The organism is Shewanella sp. S23-S33 (genome assembly GCF_043359565.1).
In the GTDB taxonomy this organism is placed as follows: Bacteria; Pseudomonadota; Gammaproteobacteria; order Enterobacterales; family Shewanellaceae; genus Shewanella; species Shewanella oncorhynchi.
The window spans coordinates 76,687-99,703 of record NZ_JBHFFD010000024.1 but is presented as its reverse complement, the minus strand read 5'-3'; the positions used below and the strand labels follow the sequence as shown (position 1 = coordinate 99,703).

General features: G+C 45.0%; 23 protein-coding genes. 15 read left to right on the top strand and 8 right to left on the bottom strand.

Features of this window, described 5'->3' with window-relative positions:
• Positions 1 to 58: 58 nt before the first annotated feature.
• The gene (locus tag ACHA99_RS07955; RefSeq protein ID WP_198573750.1) at positions 59 to 559 is read right to left on the bottom strand and encodes a hotdog fold domain-containing protein; all 501 of its coding nucleotides are present in this window, start codon (positions 557 to 559) and stop codon (positions 59 to 61) included.
• A gap of 224 nt (positions 560 to 783) precedes the next feature.
• Here ACHA99_RS07955 and ACHA99_RS07950 point away from each other — a divergent pair, with 224 nt between their 5' ends.
• Both ACHA99_RS07950 and ACHA99_RS07945 read left to right on the top strand, forming a co-directional pair.
• The gene (locus ACHA99_RS07950; protein WP_028761321.1) at positions 784 to 1,698 is read left to right on the top strand and encodes a DUF368 domain-containing protein; all 915 of its coding nucleotides are present in this window, start codon (positions 784 to 786) and stop codon (positions 1,696 to 1,698) included.
• 227 nt (positions 1,699 to 1,925) lie between these two features.
• Complete coding sequence (locus ACHA99_RS07945) at positions 1,926 to 3,500, top strand: hypothetical protein (protein WP_393942047.1); 1,575 nt, start codon at positions 1,926 to 1,928, stop codon at positions 3,498 to 3,500.
• 92 nt (positions 3,501 to 3,592) lie between these two features.
• On the opposite strand, the gene ACHA99_RS07940 is transcribed toward ACHA99_RS07945, so the two are convergent.
• Genes ACHA99_RS07940 through ACHA99_RS07930 form a run of 3 tightly spaced genes read right to left on the bottom strand, consistent with a single transcriptional unit; the run spans position 3,593 to position 5,985 of the window.
• Positions 3,593 to 4,252: a transcriptional regulator gene (locus tag ACHA99_RS07940; RefSeq protein ID WP_113939392.1), complete on the bottom strand. Its 660-nt coding sequence runs from the start codon at positions 4,250 to 4,252 to the stop codon at positions 3,593 to 3,595.
• Positions 4,253 to 4,302: 50 nt separating this feature from the next.
• Entirely contained in the window at positions 4,303 to 5,577 is a 1,275-nt protein-coding gene (locus ACHA99_RS07935; RefSeq protein ID WP_393942045.1) for a serine dehydratase subunit alpha family protein, read from the bottom strand.
• A 24-nt stretch (positions 5,578 to 5,601) separates the two neighbouring features.
• Complete coding sequence (locus ACHA99_RS07930; RefSeq protein WP_028761317.1) at positions 5,602 to 5,985, bottom strand: RidA family protein; 384 nt, start codon at positions 5,983 to 5,985, stop codon at positions 5,602 to 5,604.
• 256 nt (positions 5,986 to 6,241) lie between these two features.
• Between ACHA99_RS07930 and ACHA99_RS07925 the strand changes: the two genes are divergently transcribed.
• Positions 6,242 to 7,513 (top strand): amino acid permease, encoded by a 1,272-nt coding sequence (locus ACHA99_RS07925; protein ID WP_028761316.1) that lies wholly within the window; start codon positions 6,242 to 6,244, stop codon positions 7,511 to 7,513.
• Positions 7,514 to 7,626: 113 nt separating this feature from the next.
• Here ACHA99_RS07925 and ACHA99_RS07920 read toward each other — a convergent pair whose 3' ends face one another.
• Genes ACHA99_RS07920 through ACHA99_RS07910 form a run of 3 tightly spaced genes read right to left on the bottom strand, consistent with a single transcriptional unit; the run spans position 7,627 to position 10,787 of the window.
• Positions 7,627 to 9,246, bottom strand: coding sequence for a methyl-accepting chemotaxis protein (locus ACHA99_RS07920; RefSeq protein ID WP_168823013.1), 1,620 nt, complete (start codon positions 9,244 to 9,246; stop codon positions 7,627 to 7,629).
• Positions 9,247 to 9,290: 44 nt separating this feature from the next.
• Positions 9,291 to 9,701, bottom strand: coding sequence for a phosphate ABC transporter substrate-binding protein (locus tag ACHA99_RS07915; RefSeq protein WP_105251847.1), 411 nt, complete (start codon positions 9,699 to 9,701; stop codon positions 9,291 to 9,293).
• Positions 9,702 to 9,710: 9 nt separating this feature from the next.
• Positions 9,711 to 10,787 carry a porin gene (locus ACHA99_RS07910; RefSeq protein WP_168823015.1) on the bottom strand — a complete coding sequence of 359 codons (1,077 nt, stop codon included), beginning with the start codon at positions 10,785 to 10,787 and terminating at the stop codon, positions 9,711 to 9,713.
• Positions 10,788 to 11,478: 691 nt separating this feature from the next.
• Between ACHA99_RS07910 and ACHA99_RS07905 the strand changes: the two genes are divergently transcribed.
• Genes ACHA99_RS07905 through ACHA99_RS07895 form a run of 3 tightly spaced genes read left to right on the top strand, consistent with a single transcriptional unit; the run spans position 11,479 to position 13,236 of the window.
• The gene (locus tag ACHA99_RS07905; RefSeq protein WP_393942041.1) at positions 11,479 to 12,621 is read left to right on the top strand and encodes a transglutaminase-like domain-containing protein; all 1,143 of its coding nucleotides are present in this window, start codon (positions 11,479 to 11,481) and stop codon (positions 12,619 to 12,621) included.
• Positions 12,622 to 12,637: 16 nt separating this feature from the next.
• Positions 12,638 to 12,955 carry a hypothetical protein gene (locus ACHA99_RS07900; RefSeq protein WP_049821785.1) on the top strand — a complete coding sequence of 106 codons (318 nt, stop codon included), beginning with the start codon at positions 12,638 to 12,640 and terminating at the stop codon, positions 12,953 to 12,955.
• Entirely contained in the window at positions 12,952 to 13,236 is a 285-nt protein-coding gene (locus tag ACHA99_RS07895) for a heavy-metal-associated domain-containing protein (RefSeq protein ID WP_212600771.1), read from the top strand. Before ACHA99_RS07900 ends, ACHA99_RS07895 begins: the two co-directional genes overlap by 4 nt.
• A gap of 153 nt (positions 13,237 to 13,389) precedes the next feature.
• On the opposite strand, the gene ACHA99_RS07890 is transcribed toward ACHA99_RS07895, so the two are convergent.
• Entirely contained in the window at positions 13,390 to 13,914 is a 525-nt protein-coding gene (locus ACHA99_RS07890) for a hypothetical protein (protein ID WP_393942039.1), read from the bottom strand.
• 273 nt (positions 13,915 to 14,187) lie between these two features.
• Between ACHA99_RS07890 and ACHA99_RS07885 the strand changes: the two genes are divergently transcribed.
• The 9 genes from ACHA99_RS07885 to ACHA99_RS07845 all read left to right on the top strand — a co-directional run bounded on the left by ACHA99_RS07885 (position 14,188) and on the right by ACHA99_RS07845 (position 22,989).
• On the top strand, positions 14,188 to 15,141 hold the full coding sequence (locus ACHA99_RS07885; protein ID WP_107946875.1) for a DUF523 and DUF1722 domain-containing protein: 954 nt from the start codon (positions 14,188 to 14,190) through the stop codon (positions 15,139 to 15,141).
• Positions 15,142 to 15,211: 70 nt separating this feature from the next.
• Positions 15,212 to 16,243 carry a MerR family transcriptional regulator gene (locus tag ACHA99_RS07880; protein WP_393942037.1) on the top strand — a complete coding sequence of 344 codons (1,032 nt, stop codon included), beginning with the start codon at positions 15,212 to 15,214 and terminating at the stop codon, positions 16,241 to 16,243.
• Positions 16,230 to 17,732: a deoxyribodipyrimidine photo-lyase gene (gene phrB / locus ACHA99_RS07875; protein WP_393942035.1), complete on the top strand. Its 1,503-nt coding sequence runs from the start codon at positions 16,230 to 16,232 to the stop codon at positions 17,730 to 17,732. The genes ACHA99_RS07880 and phrB overlap by 14 nt, the downstream gene beginning before the upstream one ends.
• Before the next feature lie 23 nt (positions 17,733 to 17,755).
• On the top strand, positions 17,756 to 18,202 hold the full coding sequence (locus ACHA99_RS07870) for a nuclear transport factor 2 family protein (protein WP_393942033.1): 447 nt from the start codon (positions 17,756 to 17,758) through the stop codon (positions 18,200 to 18,202).
• The gene (locus tag ACHA99_RS07865) at positions 18,202 to 19,002 is read left to right on the top strand and encodes an SDR family NAD(P)-dependent oxidoreductase (RefSeq protein WP_393942031.1); all 801 of its coding nucleotides are present in this window, start codon (positions 18,202 to 18,204) and stop codon (positions 19,000 to 19,002) included. Before ACHA99_RS07870 ends, ACHA99_RS07865 begins: the two co-directional genes overlap by 1 nt.
• Positions 18,999 to 20,249 carry an NAD(P)/FAD-dependent oxidoreductase gene (locus ACHA99_RS07860; protein WP_393942029.1) on the top strand — a complete coding sequence of 417 codons (1,251 nt, stop codon included), beginning with the start codon at positions 18,999 to 19,001 and terminating at the stop codon, positions 20,247 to 20,249. Before ACHA99_RS07865 ends, ACHA99_RS07860 begins: the two co-directional genes overlap by 4 nt.
• Positions 20,246 to 21,040, top strand: a complete 795-nt coding sequence (locus ACHA99_RS07855; RefSeq protein ID WP_393942027.1) for a DUF1365 domain-containing protein — start codon at positions 20,246 to 20,248, stop codon at positions 21,038 to 21,040. The genes ACHA99_RS07860 and ACHA99_RS07855 overlap by 4 nt, the downstream gene beginning before the upstream one ends.
• 1 nt (position 21,041) lies before the next feature.
• Entirely contained in the window at positions 21,042 to 22,316 is a 1,275-nt protein-coding gene (locus ACHA99_RS07850) for a cyclopropane-fatty-acyl-phospholipid synthase family protein (protein WP_105251858.1), read from the top strand.
• 91 nt (positions 22,317 to 22,407) lie between these two features.
• Positions 22,408 to 22,989, top strand: a complete 582-nt coding sequence (locus tag ACHA99_RS07845; protein ID WP_263209910.1) for a DUF2878 domain-containing protein — start codon at positions 22,408 to 22,410, stop codon at positions 22,987 to 22,989.
• Positions 22,990 to 23,017 lie beyond the last annotated feature (28 nt).

The window sequence follows — 23,017 nt, the reverse complement described above, 5'->3', positions numbered from 1 at the left end:
GGGAGCAAAGCTCCCTTTTTAAATGCTGATATTAAGTGTAAGTCTTGATTCAAAGCGTTTATTTTTGCGGTTTTTCTGAAATCCACAATTTGATATGTCCTTTCACCACAACCACTCCTTGGGTGTCGTAGGCGGTAACGGGGACCAGCATATCGCCGGGAGTCCATTGCTCTGGTGTCACTTCGGCGACACATAAAATATCGCTGCCTGCTTTAGCCGTATAATCCAAACTCATGCCCTTAGGTATCCAACGTAAATGTTTTGGAATTGAAGCTTCGGCCATCACGCCCATGGCCATTTCTAGGCCGTTACAAATCGCAATCACATGCACAGTTTTTATATGATTATGAACGGCATGGCGTTTTTTAATTAAACAGGCGCAATGATTAAGGCGTAATTCAGTGATCAGTGGTTTGATGGTGCCGAAATAGGGCGCCATGCGTGAAACCATGATTGAAAACAGTTTTTGGCCGAAGGGATAACGGCGAGTTTTGTGGTAGAGCGCGAGCACTTTATTAGGTTTTTGTTCTGCAGTGCTAGAAGAGTCTGTCTGGCTCATGGTTATCCTTAATAATGGTGCAAAGGGGTGTTGTTATCTTGAGCCTGTTCCAAGTTGAGCTTGGGTTGCTCTGGTCGGATGAGTGTAACATTAGGATAACAACAAATACCAGTCGGCTTAATTAAGTAAACTTCATTTCGCGGTTTTAAGTGTAACACCGTATAATTGCGGCCAATTTGTCGTGTAGCGGCAATGGCATTTTGATTTAACTACAAGGACTCACAGTGAAATATTTGCTGACGTATTTTAAGGGAATGGCCATGGGCGCTGCTGATGTTGTGCCTGGCGTTTCGGGCGGCACCATAGCGTTTATTACCGGTATTCTCGATACTTTGCTCGATAGTGTAAAACGCATTAATCCTTCCCTTTGGGGCGTAATCAAGTCGCAGGGCATAAAAGGGGCATTTGCCCATATTAATGGTGGCTTTTTAGTGAGTCTGCTGGCGGGGATCCTGACCAGTATTTTTACCTTTGCTAAGCTGATTTCTTGGTTGTTGGCGGTACATCCCATCCCGATATGGTCGTTCTTTTTTGGGCTTATTCTTATCTCTGTCGTGCATATGCTTAAGCAAGTGAGTGGTTTCACTGTGGCACGTTTAGGTTTATTTGCGCTTGGTGTGCTGGCTGCATGGGCGATTACTGTGCTGAATCCGGTCGCGGTAGAAGCCAGTTACATGAATATCTTTTTCGGCGGCGCGATTGCGATTTGCGCTATGGTATTGCCAGGAATTTCAGGCAGTTTCATCTTATTATTGTTAGGGTTATATCCTGTGGTCCTCGCTGCCGCTAAAAATATTCAGCTGGATATTTTGGCCTGTTTTGCTGCTGGTGCCGTGATGGGATTACTGACGTTCAGCCATTTATTGTCGGCGCTGCTGCGTAAATACCATGATGCCACTATCGTGTTTCTAACCGGATTAATGTTAGGTACCTTAGGTAAAATTTGGCCATGGAAAGAAATCTTAACTTGGCGGACCAACTCCCACGGCGAACAAGTACCTTTGCTGGAGCAAAATATTTCCCCGCTTAATTTTGAGCAAGTAACGGGTCAGCCTTCACAACTGATGTTAGCCATTGTGTGTATGTTAGCGGCGATTGCACTGGTTTGGGGGTTAGAGAAAGTGGGCAAAAGAGATTAGCCCTTTGTTACCTCAACATCATATTCAATAAAAGCAGCGAGATACGCTGCTTTTATTTTTCTGCTCATATGCTCATCTTACTTGAATCAGGTCAGCTTTCGACTTTAGGGCAATGTCATTTTAGCCCTGTTTTGGTTACAATCACAGTTCACATTTAGCGTACTCAGTCGACGTTATGTTCCAGTTTAAACTCAGTGAGAGTTTGCAGTTACGATAAGGATATACTTGTGGATAAAAAACAGGTCTCGTGGGGCGGTGTAGCGCTGGCGATTTTTGCTTTGGGTCATGTGGTTAACTTACTCATAGATAAACAGGATTCTGATATATCGCCCGAATTAAAACAGCAAATTTCTGACACGATCTTGGCTCACAGATCACCATCCACCGCGAATAATTCATTAACGTCCATCCCGAGCAATCTTGAGGTGGCCGACGATTCTACCAAAATCCCTATGCCCGCCCAGTTAGCCCAAGTGAGTCAAATCTACAGTAATCTCAGTGCATTTGCGGCACTCAAGCAAGACGGTACTGTGGTGGCATGGGGCGATGCTGAATGTGGTGGCGATATCAATAATGCCGCAGAGCCTCTGGTCAATGTAAAAGAGTTATACGCGGCGGAGAATACCTGTGGTTTTGCGGCCTTAACCCGTGATGACAAACTTATCCCTTGGGGGATGGGGATGAAGCAAGTGCTGACAGGCGTTCGTTCTTTTGTGTTGGCAGAAGGGCTTTATGCGGCCATCAAACAAGATGGTAGTGTAGTCAGTTGGTCTAATCTGGATTCAACACCAGCCGAACTGCTCTCGGGTCAATATGCTGCGCCTGCGATGACCAATATTGATTTTGTGTTGATTAATAAAGGTGCCTTTGCTGCCTTAAAGCTGGGGGGAGCAGTAGTGACTTGGGGCGATGCCGCTTATGGTGGTGATAGTCGCCACGTGGCCTCTGAGCTTAACCATGTCGATCTGCTCTATGCCAACAATAATGCTTTTACCGCGAGGACGGCGACGGGAAAATTAGTGTCTTGGGGCGGGGTCAACGATGATCAAAAAGGCCGCGAACAACTGGCAAAACTCAGCCAATTAGCGCCTGCCGTGAAAGTTGTCAACACGGATCATGGGTTTGCGGCGCTGCTGGCGGATGGCAGCGTATATACCTGGGGTGAGGGCGAATTGACTGAGTATCACGTCGCGTTTCCAGCGCGTTTATCTACTACAAAACGCGCCAATAAAGTGATTGATATTTATGCAAATCGTGGCGCATTTGCCGCCCTAACCATCAGTCGTCAACTGCACGTATGGGGAAGTAAATTCAATGGTGCCGATACATCAGTCCTACAGGATAAGTTGCAAAAAGTGCACAAGGTTTATCCCTTTGAGGAGGGTTTTGTCGCGTTACGCAGGGATAATACGGCCATTGCTTGGGAAGGTTGGGACTTGGTAGACAAGCAACCACGTTATCAAGAAGTCACTCAGGTGAGTAAAGTGGTGACCTATGAGCGGGAGTTTGCCTTTTTAAAACAGGATGGCACTGTGGTTGATGGCCACTCTGGACCCAAAACTGAAATTACCCAAGCAACGGATATTTTCCCGACAGGCTTAGGGTTTACGGTTAAACGCCAAGATGGTTCGATTGCGGTGTGGATGGGAGGTGAGGCTGCGTTAACATTAGATAAACAAGCCGTTGATTTGAGCCAAATGCGCGACATTCGCAGCAATTTGCTCGATGCCATTGCCTTAATGGCCGATGGCACAGTGCAGGCATGGAATATGATGGGCTTTAGCGGACAAGCTGCGCAATAACAAGCGCAATCACAAGTGCAAAAATAATAAAACGAAAGGGCTAAGGTTATTTACACCTTAGCCCTTTCTATTTAGGCGAGTTTTTTCTCGCTTTAAGCTTGATTGGCTTTGATTTCCCGCAGATAGCGATAAATCGAATGCACTGAAATCCCCAATCGAGTGGCCGCGACTTGGGCACTGTCCTTGAGTTCGAAAATCCCTAACTCGTGGAGTTGATTGACGATTTCGCGACTCTTTTGTGAAGGTGAAATCGCGGGATTCGCGCGAACCTCATGGTTCACACTGTCGATAGTGCTATGGAGCGCTTCATCGATATTGCGGGCAAACACCTCGGGCGAGCTGGTCAGTTCGCTGCCAAGGAGTTGCTCTGGCATCATAGTGCGCAGAACTGATTGCAGTGGTGCATCCATGTCGCTGTTAATACACAGTAACCCTATGGGTTGATTTTTACTGTTACGGATCACCGTCGTAATTGATCTTAGCGTCTTACCATTGGCACATTTAGTCAGGTAAGAGTTGGAAATATCCTGACCGGTTTTGAGCTTGAGCAAGGCAAGGTTGGTTATTGGAGCACCCACTTCACGGCCTGTGACATGGCCATTGGCAATTTTGACCACAGACGGATGTTTCGCATCTAGGCTGTGCAATACCACTTCTGTGTGTTGACCATACATGGCAGCGATGCCATCGACGATATTTTCGATGGATTTCAGAATATCCAGATCACTTTGCGTTAAATCTTGCAGTTTCACAATTTCAACCTTTAGTTATTAACCCGCAAATATTCAGCGGGTTAAAATCATCATGCCGACATAATATCGATAATAGTGACATCTGTGGATGACATGCCATTGAGGATCATTTTGCCAATGTTTTTAATGGTTTTCTCTACATCGGTAGCAATAATACCTTGGCCTGAGACATTGTGACTACTGAGCGCCATCAAAAATGAGCGCACGGCCGCACTGGATGAAGTGCTAACCTTCATGGCGCAGGACGCTTTAGCGCCGTCACACACCATGCCAGAGCTGTCGCTGATCACGTTTTGAATCGCGAAACAGGATTGTTCGAACGAGCCACCGGCTAAATACACCATGGCCATAGAAGCGGCTGCGCTGGTGACTGTATTGCTACAAAATGCCGACAGTGGTGGATAATGGGACTTGATATAAATCGCCCCTAGATGGCTCATAATCAAGGCGCGGGCGAGTTTTTCTTCCGAAACCTTATAACATTGTGCCGTCAATACCACAGGAATAGTTGCCGCTATGCCTTGATTACCACTGCCAAGATTACTCATGGCGGGCAAGTTCGCCCCGCCCATGCGAGCATCGGATGCAGCAGCAGTTAACATGACAATTTTATTCAGTAAGTCTTCACCGATAATGCCGGCGGCTATGCCGCTTTTCATGGTGCGGCCGACTTCAAGCCCATAGGGATTCGCCATGCCTTCATCGGATAATTTGCCGTTTAGCTCAGAGGCTTCGAGGATGAATTTGATCTCTTCGAAGGGGACTTCTTGGGCGAAGCGATAAATGGACTCGATAGAAATATCCACGCCTTCACAGATGGAACCAGTGGCTTTGGCTTGCGTGCTATCGACACTGAAGACGGATTCGCCGTTGAGGCGCTTCTCGGCGATCAGTGTATGGCCGCCGCAGATTTTTACTAGGGCTTCGCGGTCGCCTTTTTTCGCGATGACACAACAATAGATAAATTCTGCTGTTTCGGTGCGCTCAACCGTCACTTTGCCCGCATCGATAAGGGCCTGTGCTCTGGCGACTTGTTCTGGCGTGATCACGGCCAATACTTCTAAGCCCGCATCCGGATTACCCGCAATGGCGCCTGCTGCAGCGGCAATTGCCAGACCGATTTTGCCAGTGCCAGGTACAAACACGCCCATAGAGTTTTTATAAAGATTGTCAGACACTTGTACTGCAATTGAATCGGGTTCAACACCCAGCAAGGCGCGGGCGACGGCGGCGGCGTAAGCGGCGGCGATGGGCTCTGTGCAGCCTAATGCGGGCTTAACCACTTGTTTAATGATTTGAATATACTGCTGCCATTGGGGTTTCATGAGCTTACAACCTTATGTTAATGCTTAGATTTTAACGTGTGCTATCGCTTCAACTTCTACTTTAACGCCCAGCGGAAGGTCCTTCACTGCAAAACAGCTACGAGCTGGGCAGTCGGTTTTAAAATAGGTTTTATACACTTCGTTAAAGGCGGCAAAGTCATTGATCTCTGCAAGATAACAAGTGGTTTTAAGAATCGTTTCTAAGCTGCCACCACCCGCTTCGAGCACGTATTTGAGATTCTCTAATGATTGAATCGATTGCTCAGTAATCCCACCGTCAACTACGCTGCCTTTCTTTTTACAAACAGGGAGTTGGCCAGAGGTAAAAATGAGGTTGCCATAGGCTGTGCCATGGGAATAAGGGCCAATGGCCGCGGGAGCACGTTCTGCGTGAATAATGGTTTTCATTGTCTCTCCAACTTGCAAATAAAATTGAATGCCTAGTTCGGCGTATGTGCAACATTATTTGTATTTTTATGTTTTATTGCAATTATTTTTTAATGAATTTCATTTGTTACTGCGGTTTGTGCGCTATTTATCTCGTTTTCAGTCAAGTTGTGAGCTTTAACTCTTTGTTCAACAAAAGTTGAGTATTTTGATTGCTGAGTTTGTTTTGTTCAAATATATTTGCACAAAATAATACCAACTAGGTAAAGGTGAAATGATGGATGCAACAATTACTGCTGCACAGTGGAAAGCAGATACCCGCTTCGATAGTACGGATTGGGGCTGGATTATCATGAGTATCGGAATGGCGATTGGCGCGGGGATCGTATTCTTGCCTGTGCAGGTCGGTTTGATGGGGTTATGGGTTTTCTTACTGTCTGGCATTATTGGCTATCCTGCCATGTATATGTTTCAACGGTTGTTTATCAATACCTTAGCAGAATCTCCAGAATGTAAGGATTACCCGAGTGTGATTTCGGGTTATTTAGGTAAAAACTGGGGTATGTTGTTGGGTGGTTTGTATTTCATCATGTTGGTCATTTGGGTGTTCGTTTATTCAACGGCCATTACAAACGACAGTGCTTCATTTTTGCAGAGTTTTGGGGTCACTAAAGCGTTATTGTCAGAAAATCCTTTTTATGGTTTAGCCTTGATCTGCGGTCTTGTTGCTTTAGCCTCCCGCGGTGAGAATCTTTTGTTTAAGATCTCTACTTTTATGGTACTGACTAAGTTGGGTGTTGTCGCCGTGTTAGGGTTATTGATGGTGGATAAATGGGATATCAATAATATCGGTGCTATCCCAGCCACGGGAGATTGGTTAAAAGATGCGGTCGTTATGCTGCCTTTTACGCTAACATCGATTCTGTTTATTCAAAGTTTAAGCCCTATGGTGATTTCATATCGTTCGCGGGAAAAATCCCTTGCGGTAGCGCGCTTTAAAGCGATGCGCGCAATGAATATTGCCTTTGGAGTCTTGTTTGTCGTGGTGTTTTTCTATGCAGTGTCATTCACGCTGGCAATGGGACATGATCAGGCCGTGCGTGCATCGGAAGAAAATATCTCGGCTCTTGCTATGGTTGCCCAAGGTATGCAGGGACAAACACTAAAATTGCTGAGTTTAACCTTGAATATTTTTGCGGTGATGACGGCTTACTTTGGCGTATATCTTGGTTTTAGGGAAGCTTGCCAAGGTTTGACCATGAACATGCTGCGCCGTTATATGCCTGAAGATCGTATCAACAAAAAGCTTGTTGGTTACGGTATTATGATTTTTACCATTCTATTATCTTGGGGCGCGATTGTGTTGAATGCGCCAGTGCTGAGCTTTACGTCGATTTGTAGTCCAATTTTTGGTTTAGTCGGTTGTTTGATACCCGCTTATTTAGTGTACCAAGTACCTGCATTACATAAGTACAAGGGCGTGTCGCTGTATATCATTATTATCACAGGCTTATTGCTGTGCGTATCCCCCTTCTTAGCGTTTAGTTAACACGGATTAAGTGGTACAAAAAGATAAGCTTTAAGGAATTAAAAAACCGGTATTAAGTGTAAACTCAATACCGGTTCTCTATCTTGAGCAATTATCTCGATAATGCTCTATGGTCAAAGTTTGAATTGAGATGTGGCGTTTTTTAGTTCATCGGCAAAATCGACTAATCCCTCAGAAACATTGCGAACCTGCGACAGAATTTGCAATGTCTGTTCAAATGAAGCGTTCATATTGACGACGTTATCGACCACTTGAGAAGCGACCGAGGCTTGCTCCTCCGTTGCCGAGGCGATGTGAGTATTCATACTATTGATACTGACAATCTGCTGTTGAATTGATTTCAGTGCACTCCCTGTATTTTGAGCATTGGTTTCATTTTCCGATGACTTCGACATCGCCACATTCATGGTATTGACCGAGGAAATGGCCGCCGTTTTAAGGTTTTGTAACACATGGCGAATTTCAGTGGTTGCATCGGCTGTTTTAGAGGCGAGGGCGCGGACCTCATCAGCGACTACGGCAAAGCCTCGTCCTTGCTCACCCGCGCGGGCGGCTTCGATGGCGGCATTAAGTGCCAACAGGTTGGTTTGCTCGGCAATAGAGGTAATCACATTTAAGATAGAAGTGACATTTTCAGTATCTCTAGCGAGCTCGTTGATCGAGTTAGAAGCCGCCTGAATTCCTGTATTTAATTGCTGTGAAATATCGATGGTACGCTGAACGACTGTCATACCTTGCATCGCTTCTTTCTCCGCGACCTGTGCTGCACTGGCGGCTTGGCGGGCATTTTGCGAGATTTCGATGACAGAGTGACGCATGTCTTCCATTGAGACTTGTACTGCGCTGGCATCATGGCTTTGCCGCTGGGTGGCATGCGTCGCATCTTCCATGCGCTGTTTGAGTGAGCGCGAGCTATCAAGTAAGGGATCGGTAACATTCACCACCCTTCGAATAGAATCTCCGAGCAAGCGAAGAAATCGATTGAAGTTACTTGATACTTGGCCGAGTTCATCGCTACCAGACACTTTGAGCTGATGACTAAGATCGCCTTTGCCATCGGCCAGCTCACTCAGTGACTGGGCGACATTACGCGCAGATGAGCTGATAGCACGTGCAATGGCAATAGTGACAATCAACATCACGATCAGCAAAGCGATGCCGATGGAGAGGGTGAGCCACAAACTTTGCGCAGATCTGTCGCCAGCTTCTTTTATTGATTGTTTAAATTCGAGTACTTTGCTTTGTTTGTAATCTTGTATTTCATTAAGTACAGCTTCATAGGCTTGGGATTTTTCTTGGCTGATCTGGCCAATGTTTGCCATATCAATCGTACCCGCCAACATGCCTTTAGCCAGCTTAATCGTCATGTCGTTATAGCGGGTTAATTTAGCGGATAGATTGCTGAGTTTATTGGCTTGTGAGGGATCGACACTATCTAATTGTTGTAGGTTTTTACGTAAAGATTCATACATAGTACCTGCATTTGTTAACAGGTCTTCGTCGGCAAAAGAAACCGATTGAGTGTAAAGTTCATCGAGTCGTTGGATAAAAAACACGTTTTGATTGGCGAGTTCAACTCTTTGGTAAACTTGCTGCTCCATATAATTAAGTGTGGTGCGATTTTTATTTATGGAGATGACACTAATGCTTAAGTTTAAAGCGAAAATGATGACAGCTAAAATAAATATCGCGATAACTTTTTTAAAAATAGAAATATCATTAAAGAAATTCATCCCTTGCCCCCAAGTTGTGCCGAGCTTGAGCTCGGCACTCCAATCTAAAACTCGGCAATAACTTTTACCGAATCATTGGCCTCACTACTATCAATATAGCCAATAATATTAGGGTTCGATGCAACTAATTTTATCATCTCCGCCCCACTAGTGACTTCCTTGGGTGGCGTTCCTTTGCCTGTAAATACTTTTTGTGACCAATATGACTTAAGTTGGCTGGATGACTTGCCCAGCACTTTAGTATCAAAGGTTTCCCTTAAGGGCATAGCACTGTCAAGATTGACTGGCACGGCCTGCGCTCCACCAGGAAAGGTCTTTGTTTTCCCTAGAAAAATATTTTCAATAACCTTTTGGTCGACAGTGTCTGCATTACTGGGATGAACGATGACAACCACACCAGCAAATAGTGGCATTGAGACTAAGCTGAGTAGGATTAAGCAAAGTAACTTATTCATTTCTCTCTCCTAAAATACTAAGTCAATGCCAAGACTGATGGATTTCGAATCCCCTGCGACTTTCATGCCTGGGCCACCGTCATCTTTAACGTCATCATACTGAATTTTAAAGGCCGCCGAAGGATGGAAATCCCAACGTATACCTGCAGAACTTGTATGGTGAACTTCACCGCCTTCACCATCATTGAAGTCCGAATAGGAAATGTAAGGCATCACTGAATCGATACGATAGCCGAACGAGAGAAGATAAGTATCTAGATTACTCCCATCGAGATCTAAGCGGTTAAGCTCAGATAAAAAAAGGAAATTCTCATAATCTATATTAACGGATAGGCCATAAAACTTACCCGTACGTTGGTTGCTACCATTCCATTCCTGCTGAATACCACCAATATAACGTTCGTTAGTGTATTGCATATGCGTGAGGCGAATATCTAACCAATCTTTGTTGAATTGAACAACAATACCGCCTATATCCTTCCATACTTCTCGGGTATTTTCGAGGAAGAAAAAATCAGATAAAAGCTTATTAGGTTCGCTATCTTCGCTACCGTAATAGACTTGTCCAGACATAGTCCAGTCGCCAATTAAATAGTTATATAAGGCGCTGACACCTGTGTAGTTAAATATTTGCCATGTGTAATTATCTGCGGGTGGACGTATCCAAGGATAAGCATATCCAACATCAAAAAAGTCACTGTAATAGTAGAGCGGTAAGCGTTTTTTACCTCCTTGTACTGTCCAATGATCATTGATCTCATAGGACAGATAAGCCCATTCAAAACTTGCCGAAAAGTCATCAGCCCCGCGGGAAACAACCTGTGCAGTGGCAGATAAACCTTCGAGTAAATCCGCTGAGAATTGAATACCAAATAAGGTATCGGGTTTGAAACTAATATCTTCATCATAGGCGCCAACGAGTGGATAGTCGGCGAGAAAGGTGGGGCCTAAATCAAACTCTGCAACGCCCGAACCTTCGAGAACTTGACCAGCAACAACTGAGGCAAAACCTGAAATGTTGACTTCTGCATAAGCGGTGGAGCTGAGCAAAAGTGAGCAAAGACCTAATGAAAGCTTATGTTTCATAAAAAAGCCCTTTAAGTGAGTATATTCGTTTTTAAGCCTAGAACAGGCACAAACATACGCAAACTTTTATTAAACATTTTTGCAGCATGGTGGTCTGGCTCCCATTTTGAAAGATAAGTTTGATATTTTATGAGTAAAAAGCGTTAGGTAATTCGAGCTAACTTAAGTCAAAACTGTAAGTTCAATATTCTAAATTTGGAATGATTACTCAGCCATACCCATTAAACTGTTCAGGTGAGACTGTGTTCTCCCTGAAAACTGTTTCGAAAATTCGCCAAAGAATATTATTGATTTTGCTAAATGAGAGACTCAAAGCTTGAGTGAAAAGTGGTGAGATAATTATCTTTATTAACAACATTAGCCAAAGCTAAATATGGCTGTTATTTAGCCTTTAGATTATAAAAATAACGTAATTGATACTTTTTTATTAAACTAAAATTGGGATTTTTACATAAAAATGCTCTAAATCTATCATTGATTATGCTTGTTAAGTTAACGTCGATATTTATTCTATTTCGTGAGTATGCCTGCGCTGTAGCATATTTTCCTGAGTCTTTTTCTCCGATGTAGTGGTTTTATACTGTATGGTTAGCGGCTTGATTGCTGCACAGTGCTATAGCACCTATAATCTTGCTCTCTTATGTTGAGTTTCTCTTCTTTCTAAACATGATCCAATAAAAGGAATGTCATAATGCAAAGACGCAATTTTTTAAAAAGTGCGGCTATTTTGTCGACTGCGGGTTTTATCACGCCAGTACTGGCATCTTCCTCTAAATCGAGTGTCGTTGAACATAGCTCAAGCGATGGACGCCGCCGTTTTACCTTAATCAATACTTACCATCTTATTGCCCCAGAAGGGTCTGAGGGGGTGGTTAAGTTGTGGATCCCTTTGCCCGAAGAAACGCAATTCCAATTGGTGAGTCAGCTGAATTTTACGGGCAGTTTTAAAGACGCCTATATCAGCTCAAACAACAGTTATGGCGCCAAAACCCTGTTTGCGACTTGGCCCGATGCCAAAGCGAACATGACAATAACGGTTGAGTTTGATATTGAAACGATAGATTGGGAACCCGTTAAAAGCGGCGCCTTAACCCATTACCGCACCCCAGAGCAGATACATTATCCTGCAGATGTTGAACGTTATTTGCTGCCGACTAAACACATGCCGATTAATGGTATTGTGAAGCAAACAGCAGATAAGATCGTTGGCAGCGAGACTGAACCACTGAAGCAAGCACGACTGATTTATCTTTGGGTTAGCGCTAATATGTTCCGCGATAATAGCGTGATTGGTTGTGGTACGGGTGATGTAGCAAGTATCCTCGAAAGTGGCAAGTTAGGCGGTAAGTGTACCGATATTAACTCAGTATTTGTGGCGCTAATGCGCGCAGTGGGGATCCCTGCCCGTGAGATGTTTGGGATTCGCTTAGGTCAGGCGATCAAGATGGGCGAATACTCTAAAAAGGCCTTTGGTAGTGCCGATGACAAAGGGGTTGCCGATGTCAGTGGTGGTCAACATTGTCGCGCTATGTTCTATTTAGCGGGTTATGGTTGGTTGCCAGCCGATCCTGCCGATGTGACAAAAATGCGTTTGACGGAGAAAAAAGAACACAACGATCCCGCAGTTCAGGCCGTGAATGATTACCTCTTTGGCAATTGGGAAATGAACTGGGTTGGCTTTAACTATGGCCGCGACTTTGATTTATTCCCTACAGCCGAACAGACACCCCTGAATAACTTTGGCTACCCGTATGCCGAAGTTGATGGCGATCCCGTGAACTATTATGAGCCTAAAGTGTTTGCCTATGACTACCAGTCAACCGAACAACGCTAAGGGCCTCTTCGCGACTATGGCCGCCGCAGTGGTTGCTGCGGTTGCTTCAAGCCTATGCTGTATTGCACCGCTTATTTATCTGGTGTTCGGGGTGTCGGCCGCAAGTCTGTCGGGGATTGAGCAACTGAGCTGGCTGCAAGTGCCCATGTTGATACTGTCGACTGGGCTGATTCTGATGGGATTTTGGCGGCTCTATTTTGCTAAAAAGCCACTGTGTACAGCGACGTTGAGTCGTACTCAGATGCTGTGGCTGTACTGGTTAACTGTACCTGTTGTGCTGGCATTTCAGTCATATCCTTTTGTATTACCTTGGTTATTAGAGGTGCTTGAATGAAGTTAGTGTTATTTCTCGCCTTAAGTCTGTGTTCAGTGTCGAGCTGGGCGGCAAACGTGCTGGTCACCTTAGATGTTAAGGGCATGACTTGTCCGCTGTGTGTCACTGTCGTGAATAAAGCGCTGCGTAAAACCGATGGGGTGATTAAGGCCAAGGCTTCGTTAAAAACGGAGCAAGCCTTAGTGACAGTGCCAGAGGATTTTAATCTAGATAGTTTGCTTAAGGCCGTCGACGAAACTGGGTATAAGGGCAGTATTAATAAGGTAGAAAAACAATCCTAAGCGTTGGTGTCTTTAGTAACGGATTGAGTGACATTATAAAATATCAGTCTAGCTTCAAATGATTAGACTGATATTTCACCGAGAAAATACACTCTGTATCCCACTTATTACTTCCTTCACTGCCAATTTTTTCCTTTGCGGGTCATTTCTTCGTTAGCTGTAATACACCTCGGACTCGATACGACGTTGCCGCTCTTCATTTTTCTCCGATGATTCTTTAATCAGATCCAATTTTTGCGCCTGCAGTAATTCTAGTTGCTTGGCTTTTTGTTCTTCAGATAGATTTTCATCGGCCGCAACCTTCGCCATTTCTTCATCTATCTTATTAATTTTATCCCTATCGACTCCTGTACGGTTATCTAAAATAGCCTGCATGGCTTTGTCCAACCGGTTGATGCTTTTGTCTGGTTCAGGCGTGCCTGCAATGGCTTGCACATTACCCGTGTAGCCTTGTTTAGCGTTAGGGGCCAGATGGCTATAGGTATCGGCAGTCGTTACCGATGCTGCAGAGGAGAGCGTTACAGTATCTTGGCTTATTGATGAAGTTAGATTCGCCGCCGTCATTGAATTTGCACGAGTTCCTAGGCCATTTGTGCTCGGCTCGACTTGCTTGAGTGGCACATTGGCATAACTTTTCGCAAAGGTATTGGTATAACTATTAGGGTTAATTGTGCTCATATCCGACTCCTTTATATATGAATCTGTCCCTTGGCCACCAGCGGTTTAAAATGTTGAGCGGTTAACTAATGGGTGTTGCTGGACGTTTCAATATTATCTGATGACAACTTTGCAATTTGAATTAGCAAGTTATAGGCCAAGTTAGGTTTATTTGTGGTTGATTTATCAGGAGTCACTGTTAAACGATACTTTTAAAAAATATTTATACAAAAACTTGATCCTTGTACAACTATGGTCCGTAATTAAAGACATAGTGATACAAGGAGTCGACTTATGTACAAGTTTAACCCGCAGCGAATTCAGATTGGGATCAGCGCTTGTCTATTGGGGGAGAAAGTTCGTTTTGATGGCGGACATAAAAATTCGACCTATTGTAATCAAGAGATTAAGCAATTTTTCGATTATGTGCCCATCTGTCCTGAAATGGCGATTGGCTTAGGTGCACCCCGGAAAAGTATCCGACTAGTCCGTGATGGGGAAACCATCTTAGTTCAGAGTGGTGACGGTAGCTTAGATGTGACCGATAAGCTCAATGAATACAGCGAAAACAAGGTTGAAGAGCTCGATTTCCTCGGAGGATACTTACTTTGCGCTAAGTCGCCAACCTGCGGCATGGAGCGGGTAACAGAGTATAAAATTGGCACTAACAATGGTTCTAAGTCTGGCATTGGTGTATTTGCTCGCAAGTTGATGGAACGATATCCACTATTGCCCGTGGAAGAAGAAGGCCGCTTGCATGACATGGTGCTGCGGGAGAACTTTTTCACCCGCGTTTATGCCTATCACGATTGGCACCTGATGAAACATGAAGGGCTGACTAAGCATAAGTTAGTGAAGTTTCATTCCCGCTATAAATACCTATTAATGGCACACAGCCCGACATGGTATCGCGAGCTTGGTCCGATAGTGGCCAATATTGAGGATCTTGAGCAAAGCGCGACCCGCTACTTTGAAGGTTTTATGACGGCGCTGAAAATTAATGCGACCCGTAAAAATCATACCAGTACGCTGCAGCATATTCAGGGGTACTTTAAAAAGCATTTGAGCAAAGAGCAAAAGACAGAACTGTCTGAAGCGATTATGAAATATCGCCAAGGTCTATTGCCGTTATTAGTACCTATCACGCTCATTAACCATTATTTACGCGAATTTCCAACACCTTATATTGAAGAGCAAGTGTACTTAAACCCTCATCCTGAGGCGTTAAAGCTGCGCTATGCCTATTAACGTTTATTAACGTTTATCTAATCGCATTCAGTTGATTTTAGCTTTTGATTTAGTGAGTTATTACTGAAATATGAAACAAACTATAGAGAACACGGCCCACACAGAACCCAATGGTGAGATATTACTCCCCATCGGTGAAGTGTCGGCCTTAACGGGCGTGAATGCCGTGACCTTAAGGGCATGGCAGCGCCGTTTTGGCTTAGTGATCCCTGCACGTACACCCAAGGGACACAGATTATATACGAGCGAAAATATCCAAGAAATCCATGAGATTAATGCATGGCTGGCTAAAGGTGTTGCGATCAGTAAGGTTAAACCTTTGCTGATGAGTGCTGCTAAATCTTCATTTACAGAAATAGTTCAAACTCAAGCCATTGATTTATGGTGCGAGCAAGTCACTGCGCTCAATACGGCATTATTCGACTTCAATCAGCACAAATTACAGCAGATATTAGATGATGCATTTGGCTTATATCCTTTCCAATTGGTGAAAGAAAAGTTGCTACAACCTTGGCTTGATCAACTCGAGGACTTAGTGAATGAGCGGCTCGATGCCGAGTTGATTATTGCTTGGTTAAAGAGCGAGTTACTTAACCGAGTGGGTGGACGTCATGCCTTTAATGGACAGGCTGTGACGGCGAGAATCGCTCTGGTGAGTCTATCCCGTGGGGTACATACCTCGCTTAATTCCACCCGCACTAACATTTTGTTTTCTCTACTTCTATCGCTCGAGTTAGCGTCGCTGCGGGTATCGGTTATTGATCTTGGCGAGCAAGCCATGGGCAGTTTACCTTTGCTGCGAGGCAGGCTTAACGTCGATGCACTTTTGCTTATTCCCGACTCAAATCATTCGGGTTCTGAACAGACTGAAATGCTGACTGTATTGGAACAAATGACTTTCCCATGCTGGTTTATGGGGCCTTTTGCGCCAACGTTAAGCTTTTTATCTGCTTTTTTGGCGTCTTCGACGACGGACTTGATTGGGAAAATGCCATCTCGTTTAGCGGGGAAGGTGAATAGAAGTCGTAAGCACAGTGGAAAGATGAATACCGTGAATCAAAGCGAGCAGATAAATAGCGAGAAAAACAATGACATTAGCTAACGATTCAATGCAAATAGATTCAATTCCAATAAAAGTGCAGGGCAATAATGCACTGATGTGGTTTCGCCAAGATTTACGCCTTGCCGATAATCAGGCATTAACCGCTGCTTGCGATTGGGCGCGGGAGAATGGCGTGGCACTTAAGGCCATTTACATTGCTACGCCAGCTCAGTGGCAGCGCCATGACGTTGCGCCCATTCAGTTGGATTTTATCGAACGTCATATCAATTTACTTGCCCAAGGACTGGCGAGTCTTGGTATTGGATTCGAGTTAATTCAGTTAGATACCTTTGCTGATGTACCTGAGTTTATCGGTCACTATTGCCAGCAACTGGGGATTGGTCGAGTGTTTGCTGGTCGCGAGCCTGAGATTAACGAGCAACAGCGCGACCAAGCCTGTATTCAATCGGGGATTCCTCTGGTGTTAACCGATGAGCATTGTTTGCTTAAGCCGGGCACTGTGCTGAATTTGTCCGGCGACATGTACAAGGTTTTCACTCCTTTTAGCCGTAAGTGGCGAGAAATTGCCGCCCGCCATGCCATTTTGCCGCTTCCTGTTCCGGCGCCACTTGGACCTGTGTTGGCCGAGCCAAAGCCGCTTTTGTTTAACAATGTCACTAAAGTGTCGAGTGAACTTTGGGCTGCGGGAGAAGGGCAGGCAAAGCGTTTGCTCTCGGCATTTATTCAGCAGAAAGTGCAGGATTATAAGCAAGATAGGGATTTCCCCGCCATTGATGGCACTAGTTCAATTTCACCCTATCTGGCCATTGGTGTGGTGAGCCCAAGACAATGCGTTGCCGCGCTGCTGCATCAATTCCCTGAGGTGATTGTCGACGACACTAGCCCTGCTCGTACTTGGTTAAATGAGCTTACTTGGCGTGAGTTTTACCGTCATTTGCTGGTGGCATTTCCCGATTTATCTAAGAATCACAATTTCAATCGTCAAGCCGACCATGTGCAGTGGCGCAATAACCCGCAGGAGTTTGCTGCTTGGTGTGAAGGTCGTACTGGCTATCCGATTGTCGATGCGGCAATGCGCCAGCTCAGTCAAACGGGTTGGATGCACAATCGGCTGCGTATGGTGGTGGCGAGTTTCCTGACTAAACATCTGCTGATTGACTGGCGCTGGGGCGAGCGCTATTTCCGCCAAAAACTGATTGATGGTGACTTAGCCGCGAATAATGGCGGCTGGCAGTGGTCTGCGGGTTGTGGCTGCGATGCTCAGCCTTATTTCCGTATTTTTAATCCTATAAGCCAGAGTGAAAAGTTTGATCCAGATGGCAGCTTTATCCGTAAGTATTTACCAGAGCTCGCATCTTGGGGAATTAAGCAATTACATCAACCCAGTACAGCGCAGACACCGTCCTTGTTTGAACAGCCGTTATTCAACACTAAAACGGCTTATCCAAGTGCGATTGTCGAGCACAGTGCAGCAAGAGCAAGGGCATTAACCGTATTAGGCGTATTGAAAAAGGCCGCGGCCCAATAAATAGGATCAGGAGCAATAACAAGATGACAAACCAAGCGACGACTGAGACTAATACGCTTGTTGATGATTTTATTCAGCTTTATCAAGCTTTGAATAAAGATAACTTGCATTTGTTAGGTCGGGTTTACGACGACAGTATTAGTTTTACCGATCCTATGCATCAAATCACAGGGCTAGCGTCGTTAACTCAGTACTTCGCGAAGTTATATAAGAATGTTAAGCATATTCAGTTTGAGATCAAAGAAGTGCAGCAGGATGCGAACCAAGCCGCGCTGTTTTGGCAGATGGAATATAGCCACCCTAAGTTGAATAAAGGCGGACTTATCCGTGTTGATGGCATGAGCCAACTTAAATTCAACGACAAGATTTATTTTCACAGGGATTACTTCGACTTAGGGCAAATGTTGTATGAGCATTTGCCTTGCATGGGCGGCCTTATCCGCTTGCTCAAAGACAGGGCGGCAAAGTAATGGACGCTGTTAAGCCGATGAAAGTAAATACAGTGCTGATTACAGGTGCAAGCTCTGGCATTGGGTTGCAACTGGCGCAGGATTATTTGTCCCTAGGTTGGCATGTCATTGCCTGTGGCCGCTCCCAAGAAAGGTTAGAGGCGTTAGCCTTGAATGAACTAGTAGGTGCTACGTTGTTTATCTTCGATATATCCCAGCGCGACCAAGTTCAACAAGCTGGCCAAAATGTAGCTGAGCTATTGGCGAAAACAGATTCTCAGCTCGATTTGGTCATTTTGAATGCGGGCAGTTGTGAATATATTGATGATGCTAAGGCTTTCGATGATGTGTTGTTCGAGCGCGTTATCCATACCAATCTAATTGCAATGGGATATTGCCTCGGGGCATTTTTACCTTTAATGCCAAGGGGTTCACGTATTGGCTTAATGAGTTCTAGTGCTATTTATTTACCTTTCCCTCGCGCTGAAGCTTACGGCGCCTCTAAAGCTGGCGTGCAGTATTTAGCCTCGAGTCTCGCGCTCGATCTTGCCAAGAATGACATAGGCGTGAGCTTGATTTGCCCGGGTTTTGTGGCGACACCACTGACCGCAAAAAATGATTTTTCTATGCCAATGCAAGTGGGTGTACAAACCGCTTCTAAGGCGATACGTAATGGGCTGAAAGGTGGCAAGCGCGAGATCCATTTTCCGCGACGCTTTACTTATCTATTGAAGTTGATGTCGTTTTTACCTGCCTTTGTGTGGCAAAAAATGATTGCAAACGATACTCAAGCCAAGCCGCTAAAGGACAATAGTTTATGAAAAATATCGCCATCGTTGGCACCGGCATTTCTGGATTAACCTGTGGCCATCTATTAAGCGAGTCGCACAGGGTTACAGTGTTTGAGGCCAATGACTATATCGGCGGCCACACGGCGACAGTCGATGTGGAGCATCAAGGGCAAACCTACGCTATAGACACAGGTTTCATCGTGTTTAATGACAGAACGTATCCACGATTTGAACGTTTATTGGCTCGCCTTAATGTCACCATATTACCGACTGAGATGAGTTTTAGCGTGCACAATGCTCTGACTGGGCTTGAATACAACGGCCACAATTTAGGCAGTTTGTTTGCCCAAAAGCGTAACCTCCTGAATCCACGCTTTTGGGCCTTTTTAAAAGAAATTTTGCGCTTCAATAAAGGCTGTAAGGCACTCTATCAACAGGATATTTATCCCGAAGGTAACTTAGGTGATTATTTAGACAGTGAACACTTCTCACCATTTTTTGCTGAGCATTACATTTTGCCTATGGGTGCGGCGATTTGGTCTTCGAGCATAGAAGATATGCGCGCGTTTTCGTTGAAGTTTTTTATTCGTTTCTTCCAGCACCATGGTTTATTGAATGTCAGTGATAGACCCCAGTGGTATGTGCTAAAGGGGGGCTCGCGTAGCTATATTCCTGATCTTATTGCGCCCTTTAAAGACAATATCCGCCTTAACTCACCTGTGACAGGTATTGAACGCCATGGCAATGGGGTGAAGTTACAAGTTCACGGTGAATGGTTGGAATTCGATGAGGTGATTTTAGCCTGTCATAGCGACCAAGCACTGCGTATGTTAAACGATCCTACGCCAACAGAACGCGCCATTTTAGGCGACCTCAGCTACCAGAATAACGATGTGGTGCTGCACATGGATACGCGTATTTTACCTAAGCGAAAAGCCGCTTGGGCGAGTTGGAACTATCGATTAGATGGTAACCTAAAACGTCCTGCGTCAGTGACTTACAACATGAACATACTGCAACAGTTGCCAGCCAATGCGCCGACATTTTGTGTCACCTTGAATCAGTCTGAGTTGATTGATGGGTCGAAAGTGATACGCCGCTTCAATTATGCCCACCCAGTGTTTAACGAAGCCAGTCTTAGGGCTCAGGGCCGCCGTGAGGAAATATCCGGGCAAAATCATACCCATTTTGCTGGCGCCTATTGGCACAATGGTTTCCATGAAGATGGCGTTCGCAGTGCACTTGATGTGTGTGCCCATTTTGGTGTCAGCCTATGACAGAGCTCAATAGCGGTATTTATTACGGCACTGTATCCCACAGCCGTTTTACACCGATTAAACATAGCTTTAGTTATGCCATGGCGCTGTTGGCGATTGATTTAGATGAAGTCGATAAGATCAGTGCCATGGGGCGAGTTTTTGCCAGTCAGCGCCGCGCTTTACTGAGATTCAATCCTAAAGACTATTTAACTTCTTTTACGACTAAATCCAATGACAGCGGTGAAGTGGCTGTTGTTGATCCGAGCGCAGCTGCACTTAAGAGTCGCGTATTGACTCAAGTGGCAGCGTTAGGCGCAGATAAGCTGTGCGATCGAGTTTTGTTTGTGGGTCAGATCCGCCATTTTGGCGTGTATTTTAGCCCAGTAAATTTCTACTTTTGTTATCAAGATCAAACGCCTTTATACATGTTGGCCGAGGTGAGTAACACGCCTTGGGATCAGCGCCATTGCTATTTAGTCGATTTAGCCGCGCCCAAACCTTCTGACAAAGTGTTTCACGTGTCTCCCTTTATGACTCTCGATATGCGTTATCTCTGGCATGTGTCTGCGCCGAGTGAAGACTTAAACATTGGTATTGAAAACAAGTCGATGCAAGAGAATGGCAAAAAACTGTTTAATGCCAATTTAGTGATGAAACGTCAACCGATCACGGCGGCTAATTTACGGACGCTTTTGTTTCGCTTCCCTTTTATGACTCTCAAGATCTTCTTCGGGATTTATTGGCAAGCGCTAAAACTCTTTTTTAAACGTGTGCCCTTTGTGCCGCATCCAGCTCAGATGGAGAAATAACATGGAAAATACGGCTTCGCAAACCTCAGTCACCACAGGGAAACTGCCCGACAGTATTGCGCGTAAAGTCTTGCTTAAGGCGCTGGAAAGTCTCCCACATGGCTGCTTGACCTTGGTTGAGGGCGACAAGAGTTATCGTTTTGGTGAGAGTCATACCGACTTGCACGCTACGCTTGTGGTTAAACACCCGAGTTTTTATCGTCAAATCATGCTTTCAGGCTCCATTGGTGCGGGTGAAGGTTATATTCAAGGCCATTGGACGAGCCCTGATCTCACCAAAGTCGTACAACTGTTTGCCCGTAATTTAGCCTTACTCGATAAGATTGAAGCCAAATTCTCTTGGTTAACTGGCACGATAAACCGTGTGAAGCATGTGCTGAATCGCAATTCTCAAGAGGGCTCAAAGCGGAATATTCTCGCCCACTATGATTTGGGTAATGCTATGTATGAGCAATTCCTCGACCGTGAAATGTTGTATTCGAGCGCGCTTTATCCCCATGAGGAAGCCAGTTTGCAGGAAGCGCAGTTGTTTAAGCTGATGACTATTTGTGAGCGGCTGGATTTACAGCCGGGTCAAACCTTGCTTGAGATTGGTACTGGCTGGGGCGCGCTGGCTATTTATGCGGCTAAGCATTATGGCGTGCACGTGACAACAACAACGATTTCAGATGCGCAATACGCCTATACCAAAGCCCGTGTCGAACGCGAAGGGCTAAGCGATAAAGTGACGCTGCTGACTGAGGACTATCGCAATCTCACTGGGGAATACGACAGGGTTGTTTCTATCGAGATGATTGAAGCTGTGGGGCATGAGTATTTACCAGGCTTCTTTAAAAAGCTGGAAACATTGTTAAAACCCAATGGGCGCATGCTGCTACAGGCGATAACGATTGCCGATCAACGTTACGACAGTTATCGCAAAAGTGTGGATTTTATTCAGCGTTATATTTTCCCCGGTGGCTGCTTACCCTCTGTGAGCCAAATGGTCGGTCACATTGCCAAACAGACGGACATGGTGGTCTGGTCGCTCAATGATATGGGGCTCGATTACGCTAAAACCTTAAAACATTGGCATGAGAATTTTGATCATGCGATAGGCGAAATCCAAGCTTTAGGTTATGGCGATGATTTTATTCGGATGTGGAAATTTTACCTAAGTTATTGTGAAGGTGGATTTTTAGAACGTACCACAAGCACAGTGCATTTAGTGGCTGTGCGTCCGGACTATCGCATTGCTAGCCATAATCTCCCAAGCCATAGCCCTAATGCGATGTAATCTGTTTTGATTAAGCAGTCACTTTAGTGGAAATAACCATTTTCGTTGGAATGAGCCGCTTTGTTTGCAGCAAGATAAAAGTGAGGCAAAAATGAAGTCCATGTTAGCTAACTCTCGGGTTCCTTTTAAACATCAGGGCTTTATTCTCTATAACGCCTTGAGTTTTCAGGCTGTGTGGTGGTCTAGCGTACTTTGGCTTAACACCTCACTGTTGTTAACTATCCCTTTGTTATTATTTCACTTTATCCTGCTAGCTTCATTAGGTAAGCACGAGTATCGCAAAGTGGATTTGCTATTGATGCTAAAGGTTGCAGCCTTAGGAATAGGCGTAGATACCGTACTCTCTGTTTTAGCGGTGTTTGAGTTTGCTCTTTTCCCTTGGTGGCTTGGTTGCCTGTGGCTGCATTTTGCTTTGACCCTGAATCATAGTTTGGCCTTTATGCGACCTTTACCGCTGATATTTCAGGCGTTACTCGGGGGCATTTTGGGCGGGTTAAGCTATTTGGCTGGCGCACAATTTAATGCCGTGAGTTTGCCCTATGGTAATGTCATTTCTGCTGTGGTGTTATTTTTGGTTTGGCTAGTCTTGCTGCCATTTTTAATCCAACTTGCTAATCCCTATGGATTTAATCGAAGTACTAAAGCGCGTTCTTTTACTGTGTTTGGGCGTTAATTATTGAGTTGTAGGAATTGATCGCGGT

What these genes read in the sequence shown, in the direction of transcription:
- ACHA99_RS07845 (WP_263209910.1), top strand. Translation starts at nt 22,408, where the DNA reads ATGAAGTCCATGTTAGCTAACTCTCGGGTTCCTTTTAAACATCAGGGC.
- ACHA99_RS07860 (WP_393942029.1), top strand. Translation starts at nt 18,999, where the DNA reads ATGAAAAATATCGCCATCGTTGGCACCGGCATTTCTGGATTAACCTGT.
- ACHA99_RS07890 (WP_393942039.1), bottom strand. Translation starts at nt 13,914, where the DNA reads ATGAGCACAATTAACCCTAATAGTTATACCAATACCTTTGCGAAAAGT.
- ACHA99_RS07905 (WP_393942041.1), top strand. Translation starts at nt 11,479, where the DNA reads ATGCAAAGACGCAATTTTTTAAAAAGTGCGGCTATTTTGTCGACTGCG.
- ACHA99_RS07900 (WP_049821785.1), top strand. Translation starts at nt 12,638, where the DNA reads ATGGCCGCCGCAGTGGTTGCTGCGGTTGCTTCAAGCCTATGCTGTATT.
- ACHA99_RS07895 (WP_212600771.1), top strand. Translation starts at nt 12,952, where the DNA reads ATGAAGTTAGTGTTATTTCTCGCCTTAAGTCTGTGTTCAGTGTCGAGC.
- ACHA99_RS07870 (WP_393942033.1), top strand. Translation starts at nt 17,756, where the DNA reads ATGACAAACCAAGCGACGACTGAGACTAATACGCTTGTTGATGATTTT.
- ACHA99_RS07885 (WP_107946875.1), top strand. Translation starts at nt 14,188, where the DNA reads ATGTACAAGTTTAACCCGCAGCGAATTCAGATTGGGATCAGCGCTTGT.
- ACHA99_RS07915 (WP_105251847.1), bottom strand. Translation starts at nt 9,701, where the DNA reads ATGAATAAGTTACTTTGCTTAATCCTACTCAGCTTAGTCTCAATGCCA.
- ACHA99_RS07910 (WP_168823015.1), bottom strand. Translation starts at nt 10,787, where the DNA reads ATGAAACATAAGCTTTCATTAGGTCTTTGCTCACTTTTGCTCAGCTCC.
- ACHA99_RS07865 (WP_393942031.1), top strand. Translation starts at nt 18,202, where the DNA reads ATGGACGCTGTTAAGCCGATGAAAGTAAATACAGTGCTGATTACAGGT.
- ACHA99_RS07920 (WP_168823013.1), bottom strand. Translation starts at nt 9,246, where the DNA reads ATGAATTTCTTTAATGATATTTCTATTTTTAAAAAAGTTATCGCGATA.
- ACHA99_RS07850 (WP_105251858.1), top strand. Translation starts at nt 21,042, where the DNA reads ATGGAAAATACGGCTTCGCAAACCTCAGTCACCACAGGGAAACTGCCC.
- phrB (WP_393942035.1), top strand. Translation starts at nt 16,230, where the DNA reads ATGACATTAGCTAACGATTCAATGCAAATAGATTCAATTCCAATAAAA.
- ACHA99_RS07925 (WP_028761316.1), top strand. Translation starts at nt 6,242, where the DNA reads ATGGATGCAACAATTACTGCTGCACAGTGGAAAGCAGATACCCGCTTC.
- ACHA99_RS07955 (WP_198573750.1), bottom strand. Translation starts at nt 559, where the DNA reads ATGAGCCAGACAGACTCTTCTAGCACTGCAGAACAAAAACCTAATAAA.
- ACHA99_RS07880 (WP_393942037.1), top strand. Translation starts at nt 15,212, where the DNA reads ATGAAACAAACTATAGAGAACACGGCCCACACAGAACCCAATGGTGAG.
- ACHA99_RS07930 (WP_028761317.1), bottom strand. Translation starts at nt 5,985, where the DNA reads ATGAAAACCATTATTCACGCAGAACGTGCTCCCGCGGCCATTGGCCCT.
- ACHA99_RS07855 (WP_393942027.1), top strand. Translation starts at nt 20,246, where the DNA reads ATGACAGAGCTCAATAGCGGTATTTATTACGGCACTGTATCCCACAGC.
- ACHA99_RS07935 (WP_393942045.1), bottom strand. Translation starts at nt 5,577, where the DNA reads ATGAAACCCCAATGGCAGCAGTATATTCAAATCATTAAACAAGTGGTT.